This window comes from Streptococcus constellatus (genome assembly GCF_902167705.1).
Lineage (GTDB): Bacteria > Bacillota > Bacilli > Lactobacillales > Streptococcaceae > Streptococcus > Streptococcus constellatus_A.
Genome location: NZ_CABHMZ010000002.1, coordinates 1 through 9,940, shown reverse-complemented (window position 1 = coordinate 9,940; position 9,940 = coordinate 1). Strand labels below are relative to the sequence as shown.

5 protein-coding genes and 1 pseudogene are annotated in these 9,940 nt (G+C 39.6%); 5 read left to right on the top strand and 1 reads right to left on the bottom strand.

Going from position 1 to position 9,940, the window contains the following annotated elements:
* Positions 1–671: 671 nt before the first annotated feature.
* The 4 genes and pseudogenes from ltrA (at position 672) to FQ204_RS00220 (ending at position 8,331) form a co-directional block, all read left to right on the top strand.
* Positions 672–1,945, top strand: a pseudogene (gene ltrA, locus FQ204_RS00240) (group II intron reverse transcriptase/maturase).
* Positions 1,946–2,140: 195 nt separating this feature from the next.
* Positions 2,141–2,995 carry a 5'-nucleotidase, lipoprotein e(P4) family gene (locus FQ204_RS00230; protein WP_115263492.1) on the top strand — a complete coding sequence of 285 codons (855 nt, stop codon included), beginning with the start codon at positions 2,141–2,143 and terminating at the stop codon, positions 2,993–2,995.
* Between the two features lie 285 nt (positions 2,996–3,280).
* Complete coding sequence (locus FQ204_RS00225; RefSeq protein WP_144207115.1) at positions 3,281–7,675, top strand: PolC-type DNA polymerase III; 4,395 nt, start codon at positions 3,281–3,283, stop codon at positions 7,673–7,675.
* 425 nt (positions 7,676–8,100) lie between these two features.
* Positions 8,101–8,331 carry a GlsB/YeaQ/YmgE family stress response membrane protein gene (locus FQ204_RS00220; RefSeq protein ID WP_144207112.1) on the top strand — a complete coding sequence of 77 codons (231 nt, stop codon included), beginning with the start codon at positions 8,101–8,103 and terminating at the stop codon, positions 8,329–8,331.
* A gap of 42 nt (positions 8,332–8,373) precedes the next feature.
* Here the strand turns inward: FQ204_RS00220 and def are convergent, their stop codons facing one another.
* Positions 8,374–8,988 carry a peptide deformylase gene (gene def / locus FQ204_RS00215; RefSeq protein ID WP_003070685.1) on the bottom strand — a complete coding sequence of 205 codons (615 nt, stop codon included), beginning with the start codon at positions 8,986–8,988 and terminating at the stop codon, positions 8,374–8,376.
* Positions 8,989–9,309: 321 nt separating this feature from the next.
* Here def and FQ204_RS00205 point away from each other — a divergent pair.
* Positions 9,310–9,940 (top strand): IS30 family transposase (locus FQ204_RS00205; protein ID WP_144207107.1); only part of this gene is annotated, 631 nt, incomplete at its 3' end.

Genomic DNA, 9,940 nt, shown 5'->3' with positions numbered 1-9,940 from the left:
ATGGGAGTAGCTCATAGTTTTTCCTCGGGTTCTGTTTGTGTGGTTACTTACAGTTTACACCAATGAAACGCTATGAGTTTTTTTGTTGAACTATATTTTACAATTTATCAAATGAAATAAAAATGATTGAAATCTCTGTGAAAAAACAGAGATTTTTTGTGTACGACGGGCATGTCATACATCTGAGGTGCAAGTCATCTGGGGCATTCGCTACCGGTGAACCCAATAGTGACTCCCAAGCCTGACTATCGTGAGGTAGCAAGGAGAGGAAGGGATAGCGAAATCGTGACTGTACGAATAGAAACGTGATATGAAGGCGCATATAGCGGATGAGGGGGCTTATAACCCTAAAATCCAAATAGGCAGTCGTAACCTATATGCGTAAATCACGAGAGTAAACGAGGAAAGATGTATGACTTATCCCGTGAGGTCTTGTCGAGGGTAAAACCTAGTAACAGAGAACGACAAGAAGTCAGTCGAATCCATAGTAGTGAAGAAGTTTCTGTAATGGAGATGGAGTGAAGGGGTGAATAACTAATCGAAGTAATCCTAGACACTTGTGTCTGTAAAACGAACAGTCTGATAGAGCTGAAAGTTAGTACGTATTGATAGTGGACAGCTTACCAATATAAGATAGCCTACAGGCAACAAAACAGAAAGGGAATCCACACATGTCAGAATTGCTAAGTATGATATTATCTCGTAACAATATGCTTGAAGCTTATAAACAGGTGAAAACTAATAAAGGATCTGCTGGTATCGATGGAATTACTATCGAACAGATGGACGGCTATCTCCGTCAAAACTGGCGAGAAACAAAACAGCTTATCAGGGAGAGGAAGGATAAACCTCAGCCCGTACTCAGAGTTGAAATTCCGAAACCCAATGGAGACATCCGCAACCTAGGAATCCCAACTGTCACGGACAGAATGATACAATAGGCTATCGTTCAAGTCTTGAGTCCAGTCTGTGAAGTTCGTTTCTCAGAATACAGCTATGGTTTCAGACCAAATCGTTCTTGTGAGACAGCCATTGTCAAGTTATTTGAGTGCCTTAATGATGGTTATGAGTGGATTGTGGATATTGACCTAGAGAAATTCTCCGACACAGTACCGCAAGATAGACTCATGTCTCTAGTGCAGAATATTATTCATGATGGAGATACAGAATTACTGATTCAGAAATACCTTCATTGGGGGTAATTATCAATGATCAACGTCACAAGACTCTTGTAGGGATACCTCAAGGGGGTAACTTATCTCCGCTGTTATCAAATATCATGCTTAATGAGTTGGATAAGGAACTAGAGAAACGAGGTCTTTATTGCATTCGGTACGCAGATGATTGCGGAATCACGGTTAGGAGCGAAGCAGTTGCCAAGTGAGTTATGTACTCAGTCAGTCGCTTTATTGAGAAGTGATTGGAGCTGAAAGTGAACATGACAAAAACTAAAATCGTGAAACCTAGCCAACTCAAGTACCTAGGTTTTGGTTTTTGGAAGTCTCCGCAAGGTTGGAAGAGTCGTCCTCATCAGGATAGTGTTCAGAGTTTTAAACGAAAGTTGAAACGACTGATGACTAGAAAGTGGAGTATGGACCTAACAATACATATTGAGCGATTAAACTGGGTTATACGAGGGTGGATAAACTATTTTTCTCTTGGCGACATGAAAAAGGTAGTAACTCAAATAGATGAGCGTTTGAGAACTCGTATCCAAATGATTATCTGGAAACAATAGAAGAAATCGAGACGACTATGGGGATTACTAAAATTAGGCGTTCCTAAATGGATAGCGGATAAATTCTCAGGTTGGGGTGAGCACTATCAATTGGTTGCGACCAAGTCGGTATTCAAGCAAGCTATATCAAAACCAGCCCTCGCAAAACGAGGACTGGTTAGCTGTTTAGATTATTATCTTGAACGACATGCGTTAAAAGTTAGTTGAACCGCCGTATGCCGAACGGCACGTACGGGTAGTGTGAGAGTAACTAGAAATTAGCTCCTAGTCGATTTTTTGATGGATTTATTGGACATTTTTCTGCCAATCTGTTTTTCGTCTGTATAATTGGTCAGATAACTTGAAATGTTTTTATGAAAACGCTATAATTTTGATAGATTAATATTAGGAGGAATTGGTTTTATGAAATCATCTAAAGCCACAATCACAATTTTTTCAGCTCTTGCTTCAGTTATTTTATTGACTAGTTGTGGGACAAAAGCAACTGATAATAAGGCTACGCAAAGCAACACATCTGACAATAAAGTTACGATGACTTATGATCAATTGCGCTCAAGAGAAAATACCATGGGCACACTTTGGTATCAAAAGTCTGATGAAGCGAAGGCTCTGTATCTACAAGGTTATAATGTCGCCACGAACCGATTGAAAGAATTACTGCAAAAGCCGACAGATAAGCCCTATTCAATCGTTCTTGACTTGGATGAAACGGTCTTAGACAATAGCCCTTACCAAGTACAGAATGTCAAAGACGGCACAGCTTTTAATCCTAAAAATTGGGATGCTTGGGTACAGAAAGCTTCAGCTAAAGCCGTTCCTGGTGCGAAAGAATTTCTTCAATATGCTCATCAAAATGGTGTTCAAATCTACTATATTTCTGACCGTGCGGCAAATCAAGTAGATGCAACGATTAAGAACTTAGAAAAAGAAGGTATTCCTGTACAAGGGAAAGATCATTTGATGTTTTTAGAAAAAGGCGTGAAATCAAAAGAAGGTCGCCGTCAAAAAGTTCAGGAAAAAACGAATCTAGTTATGTTGCTAGGAGATAATCTGGTTGACTTTGCAGATTTCTCAAAGACATCAGCTGATGAACGTGGCAAGAAATTGGAAGAATTAAAGAAAGAATTTGGCGAAAAATTCATTATCTTCCCAAATCCAATGTATGGTTCATGGGAAAGCACAGTTTACAAAGGCAAAAAATTAGATGCGAAAGGCCAAACTGAAGAACGCCAAAAAGCGTTACAAGGTTATAAATAATAGGAAGGAAAAACAGAACGCCCTTATTTTGAGGGATTCTGTTTTTTCTTTGTCTTTTAGCTTGTGCTTTGTGAATGTGTGAAAAAGTGGACTAAGATTTTCCTATTTTATTATAGTAAAGGTGCTTATATTTTCCAGATACTTACTCTTAAGCTAGCTAGCAAGATGTGACTTAAAATAAAAATGGTTTATACTAATGGCAAGATAAAGGGGATTCTTTATTTTTTAATCGAAAAATCCTTTGTTTTATGGTAGAATAGTGTCATTACAAGGCGAGGGAAAAAGATGTCATCAACGTTTGAAATTTTAATGAATCAGATCAATATGCCACTTGATATGAGACAATCAAGTGCCTTTTTACATGCAGAAATTGAGCAAGTTCTGGTGCATAAAGTCAGCCATATCTGGGAATTTCATTTTGCTTTTACAGAAATTTTGCCGATTGACATATTTCAAGAATTGAAAAAGTGCTTGAAGGAAGAATTTTCTAAAACGGGGAATCAAGCAGTTTTTGAGATAAGGACAATAAACAAAGATTTCACAGATGAGTTATTGCAGGCTTATTATCAAGAAGCTTTTACAGAAGGTCCTTGTACTAGTCAGGGATTTCGCAGTATATATCACCGGTTGAAGGTGCATGCTGAAGGAAATCAACTAGTGATTGAAGGTCCTTCAAGCATTGATACGGATCATTTTCAGAAGATTCATTTGCCAAATTTGGCAAAACAGTTGGTCAAGTTTGGTTTTCCACAGTTTCAATGTCAGGTTAAGGCAAGCGATGCTTTAACACAGCAGCAAGTCGAAACTTTCCAAGCTGAGAAAGAAAAGATTGTACAAGCAGCGAATGATGAAGCTCTAAAAGCCATAGAAGCGCTGCAGAAAATGGCAGCTCCACCTGTTGAAGAAAAGACAAGTTACTCTGGTTTTCAAGCGAAAAAAGCTACTGCACGACCAAAATTGGATAAAGCTGAAATCACGCAGATGAATGCCATTCAGACTGAGGAAAATCGGATTGTCTTTGAAGGAATGGTTTTCGATCTTGAAAAAAAGGTTACTCGCACAGGGCGCGTACTCATTAATTTTAAGATGACCGATTATACTTCTAGCTTTGCGCTTCAGAAATGGTTTAAAAATGAAGAAGAAGCTAAGAAATATGACATGATTAAGAAAAATTCATGGTTGCGTGTACGTGGAAATATTGAAATGAATAACTTCACGCATGATTTGACTATGAATGTACAAGATGTACAGGAAGTGGTGCATTATGACCGTAAAGATCTCATGCCTGAAGGTGAGAAACGAATTGAATTTCACGCGCATACCAATATGTCAACTATGGATGCCCTACCAGAAGTTGAAGACTTGATTGCGACAGCTGCGAAGTGGGGGCATAAAGCAGTTGCGATTACTGACCACGGCAATGTGCAGAGCTTTCCTCATGGTTATAAAGTTGCTAAAAAAGCCGGGATTCAGTTGATTTATGGTATGGAAGCCAATATTGTTGAAGATCGTGTGCCCATTACTTACAATGAAATAGATATGGAGTTGAGAGAAGCCACTTATGTTGTCTTTGACGTAGAAACGACTGGTTTGTCTGCTATTTATAATGATTTGATTCAGGTGGCAGCCAGCAAGATGTACAAGGGCAATGTCATCGCGGAATTTGACGAATTTATTAATCCAGGACACCCTTTGAGTGCGTTTACAACAGATTTGACGGGAATTACAGATGAACATGTTAAAAATGCGAAACCACTTGAGCAAGTTTTACAGGAATTTCAGGAATTTTGCAAAGATGCGGTACTTGTCGCCCATAATGCTACCTTTGATGTGGGCTTTATGAATGTCAACTATGAGCGTCATGGCTTGCCGAAAATTACCCAACCAGTCATTGACACGCTGGAATTTGCCCGCAACCTCTATCCAGAATACAAGCGGCATGGTTTGGGGCCTCTAACCAAGCGTTTTCAAGTATCGCTTGACCATCACCACATGGCCAATTACGATGCGGAAGCGACAGGACGACTGCTATTTATCTTCATCAGAGATGTAGCAGAAAAGCGTGGAATTACCAATCTTAATAAGTTGAATACGGATTTGGTGGATGAAAATTCCTATAAAAAAGCACGAGTGAAACACGCTACGATTTATGTGAAAAATCAAACAGGGTTGAAGAATATTTTCAAATTGGTCAGTCTGTCCAATACTAAATATTTTGAAGGTGTACCACGGATTCCGCGAACGGTTTTGGATGCGCATCGAGAAGGCTTGGTTCTAGGAACTGCTTGTTCAGAAGGAGAAGTGTTTGATGCGGTTGTTTCACAGGGTCTGGATGCGGCTGTCGAAGTAGCGAAATATTATGACTTTATCGAAATCATGCCTCCAGCGATTTATGCTCCATTGATTGCCAAAGAGCAGGTTAAGGATATGGAGGAGCTGCACACAATCATCAAGAATTTGATTGAAGTTGGAAAACGACTAGACAAACCAGTTCTGGCTACGGGAGATGTGCATTATATTGAGCCTGAGGAAGAAATTTATCGGGAGATTATCGTTAGGAGTTTGGGACAAGGTGCCATGATTAACCGGACCATAGGTCACGGTGAAAATGCTCAACCAGCTCCGCTTCCCAAAGCACATTTCCGTACAACCAATGAAATGCTGGATGAATTCGCTTTTTTAGGTGATGAACTAGCTCGACAAGTAGTCATTGAGAATCCCAATCAGTTGGCGTTAACCTTTGAGCCAATTGAAGTGGTAAAAGGGGACCTCTATACACCATTTATTGATAAATCTGAAGAAAAAGTCGCTGAGTTGACTTACGCAAAGGCTTTTGAAATCTATGGTAATCCATTACCAGATATTGTAGATCATCGAATTGAACGGGAATTATCCTCTATTTTGGGGAATGGTTTTGCCGTGATTTATTTGGCTTCACAAATGCTTGTACAGCGTTCTAATAAACGAGGCTATTTAGTTGGTTCGCGTGGTTCGGTTGGCTCCAGTTTTGTGGCGACCATGATTGGGATTACTGAGGTCAATCCTTTGTCACCCCACTATGTCTGTGGTAAATGTCAATACAGTGAGTTCATCACGGATGGCTCCTATGGTTCTGGCTTTGATATGCCGGATAAGGACTGTCCAAAATGCGGCCACAAGCTGAGCAAGAATGGCCAGGATATTCCTTTCGAGACCTTCCTTGGATTTGACGGAGACAAGGTCCCTGATATTGACTTGAACTTCTCTGGAGAGGATCAGCCTAGTGCCCACTTAGATGTTCGAGACATTTTTGGGGAGGAATATGCCTTTCGGGCTGGTACTGTTGGTACGGTTGCAGCTAAGACAGCCTATGGTTTCGTGAAAGGTTATGAGCGAGATTACAATAAATTTTATCGCGATGCAGAAGTCGAGCGATTGGCGCAAGGTGCATCAGGTGTTAAACGAACGACCGGACAGCACCCTGGTGGGATTGTTGTTATTCCAAACTACATGGACGTTTACGATTTCACGCCGGTTCAATATCCAGCAGATGACCTGACTGCCGAATGGCAAACGACCCATTTTAATTTTCATGATATTGATGAAAATGTCCTGAAACTCGATGTGCTCGGTCATGATGATCCGACTATGATTCGGAAATTGCAGGATTTATCAGGTATTGACCCTAATGATATTCCTATGGATGATAAGGAAGTTATGGCACTCTTTTCAGGAACAGATGTTCTGGGAGTGACACAAGAGCAAATAGGTACGGCAACTGGTATGCTGGGGATTCCTGAGTTTGGAACCAACTTTGTACGGGGCATGGTGGATGAAACTCACCCAACAACTTTCGCAGAATTACTTCAATTATCAGGTCTGTCACATGGTACGGACGTATGGCTTGGAAATGCACAAGATTTAATTAAGCAGGGAATTGCGGACTTATCTACCGTTATCGGTTGTCGGGACGACATCATGGTCTATCTCATGCACAAGGGCTTAGAACCAAAAATGGCCTTTACCATTATGGAGCGTGTGCGGAAAGGTGCATGGTTGAAAATTTCTGACGAAGAGCGTAATGGTTATATTGCCGCTATGAAAGAAAACAATGTCCCTGAATGGTATATTGAATCTTGCGGAAAAATCAAGTACATGTTTCCTAAAGCCCATGCAGCTGCCTACGTAATGATGGCTCTACGGGTAGCTTATTTCAAAGTACATCATCCGATTTATTACTATTGTGCTTACTTTTCTATCCGTGCCAAAGCCTTTGATATTAAAGTCATGAGTAGCGGATTAGATTCAGTTAAGCGCAAAATGAATGAAATCTCTGAAAAACGTAAAAATAATGAAGCGTCCAATGTAGAAATTGACCTGTATACAACCTTGGAAATCGTCAATGAAATGTTGGAGAGAGGGTTTAAATTTGGGAAACTCGATCTTTATAAGAGTGACGCGACAGAATTTCTGATTGACGGAGATATGTTGATTCCTCCATTTTCTGCCATGGACGGTCTGGGTGACAACGTTGCAAATCAATTGGTTAAAGCGCGGGCAGAGGGAGAATTCCTCTCCAAGACTGAGTTGCGAAAACGTGGTGGGTTATCAGCTACTTTAGTCGAAAAAATGGACGATATGGGCATCCTGGGCAATATGCCAGAAGACAATCAGCTAAGTTTGTTTGATGATTTGTTTTAAGACGTCTTCTTTTGATGAATGCGGGATTTTCAACTGATACGGCTGTTTCCAACCGAGAATTCCCGCTGGTTTATTCGCGAAATAGTATTAATTTTCCACGAACAGCTAGGTATTTTTCCAAAGACTAGACTAAAATATACATGTTTAAGTGAAAATTTTTACTGCTTGTAAAGCTTTTTACAAAATTTATAGATTACGGTTGTTCTTTGTATGACATTTGCCAATAAAAAGGTTTTGTTATGCAATTAACTATTTCAGCAGAAGCTAAAAAAACTCAAAGAAATTTTTATCATGCACGTGAATTTTTCCTAAAGACAATGCTTGCATCGATAGTACTTTTAAGTTTGGTTGTCTTTCAAAAAAGTAACTCCCCTTGTTATTTGAAGAGATGTTTGACGTTGCAGAATATCAGGAAGGAGAAATAAATGATTGGAAGTATGTTTGTTGGCTTTATTATTGGTCTGATTGCAGCAGCAATCACTAATCGTGGAGAGAAAATGGGCTGCATTGGAAAGATCTTATTAGGCTGGTTTGGGGCATGGCTTGGTCAAGCTCTATTTGGAAATTGGGGACCTCATTTATCAGAAACAGCCATTATTCCATCTGTATTAGGAGCCATTATTCTCCTTGCTATTTTCTGGAAGAGAGGGAGTTAATATAGAAAAAGTAGGGTGAGAATTATTCTCACCCTACTTTTTCTATTCGATCACTAACATTCCTTCTTTGATAGCGAAAGGATCTTTTTCATTGATACGGTCATAAAACATAATACCGTTTGTATGATCGATTTCGTGTTGCACAACGATAGCATTATACCCTTTTAGTTTGATGCGGTGTTTTTCGCCTTCTTTGTCAAAATAGTCAACAGTGACACGTGCATGGCGAACAACATAACCAGAAACTTCGCGGTCAACTGATAAGCATCCTTCTCCTTCAGCAAGTGCCGCATCTTGGACAGAATGTGCCACTACTTTAGCATTATACATAACTGTTTGTAAAGCATAGGTCTCCTTAGGGGGATTGCCATCTTTGTTTGGCATGTTTGGAACTAAGACGGCAATAATTCGCTTAGAAATATCTAGTTGTGGAGCTGCTAGACCAACCCCGCCGCGAAGCCCCATTTTTTCAGCTATTACAGGATCTTGTGAATTTTTCAAAAATTGAAGCATCTTTTCACCCAAGATAATTTCTTGATCTGTAAGTGGAAAAGTAACGTCTTCTGCTACTGCTCGAAGCGTTGGATTCCCTTCACGAATGATGTCATTCATATCAATTGAATGAGCCGGTTTTGTTAATTTTTCAATAACAGACATCTTTTCTCCTTTGTTTTCAAATTGGATTTTTATTCCAAGTTAAATTGTTTTGATATACGTTAAATATAACATAAAATAGAGGAGAAAGAAAGGAGAAAGAAATACAAGCAAATAGCAATGTAAAGAATGTGTGTACAAATAAATTAGTAAAAAATTAGTTTATTTTGCTTAAAGTTTCTAGCAAAAATATGTATGACATGTAGTTGGGCACCTAAAATATTACTAGTGATAAATTGTAAAATATAGTTCAACAAAAAATCTCATAGCGTTTCATTGGTGTAAACTGTAAGTAACCACACAAACAGAACCCGAGGAAAAACTATGAGCTACTCCCATCTTACCATAACCGACCGAATAAAGATAGAAACCTACTTGGAATTAGGTTTAAAACCTTGCCAAATTGCAAGTAAACTTGGCGTCCATAAGTCTACCATTTCAAGAGAGTTAAGACGATGTCAAAATGGTTATTCCGCAGTCTTAGCACAGGAACAGTACGACCACAGGGCTAAGCAAAAAGGTCGGAAGTCTTGTTTAACACCAAAGTTGAAAAAGGAAATTGAGAACGGTTTAAAATCCTCCTGGTCGCCTGAACAGATTTGTGGGCGCTATCAGCTTGAACAAAAGCCAATGGTAGCTTTTAAAACCATCTATAACTGGCTCTATGCTGGTTTGATTGATCTGGATTTAAGCGTCCTCCGTCGTAAAGGAAGAACTCGACAACCCAAAGAAACACGTGGGACATTTAGGATTGGCACGCCGATTGCCAAACGTCCTAAAGAGGTTCGGAATCGTGAAACTTTTGGCCACTGGGAGCTTGATACTGTAGTGTCTTCCAGAGGCAAAAGCAAGGGGTGTTTAGCGACTTTTCTAGAGCGAAAAACTCGTTTTTACTTAGCCTTCAAGATACCAGATAGAACAGCCAAAGCCATGTTTTCAGCCATCGAACAACTTT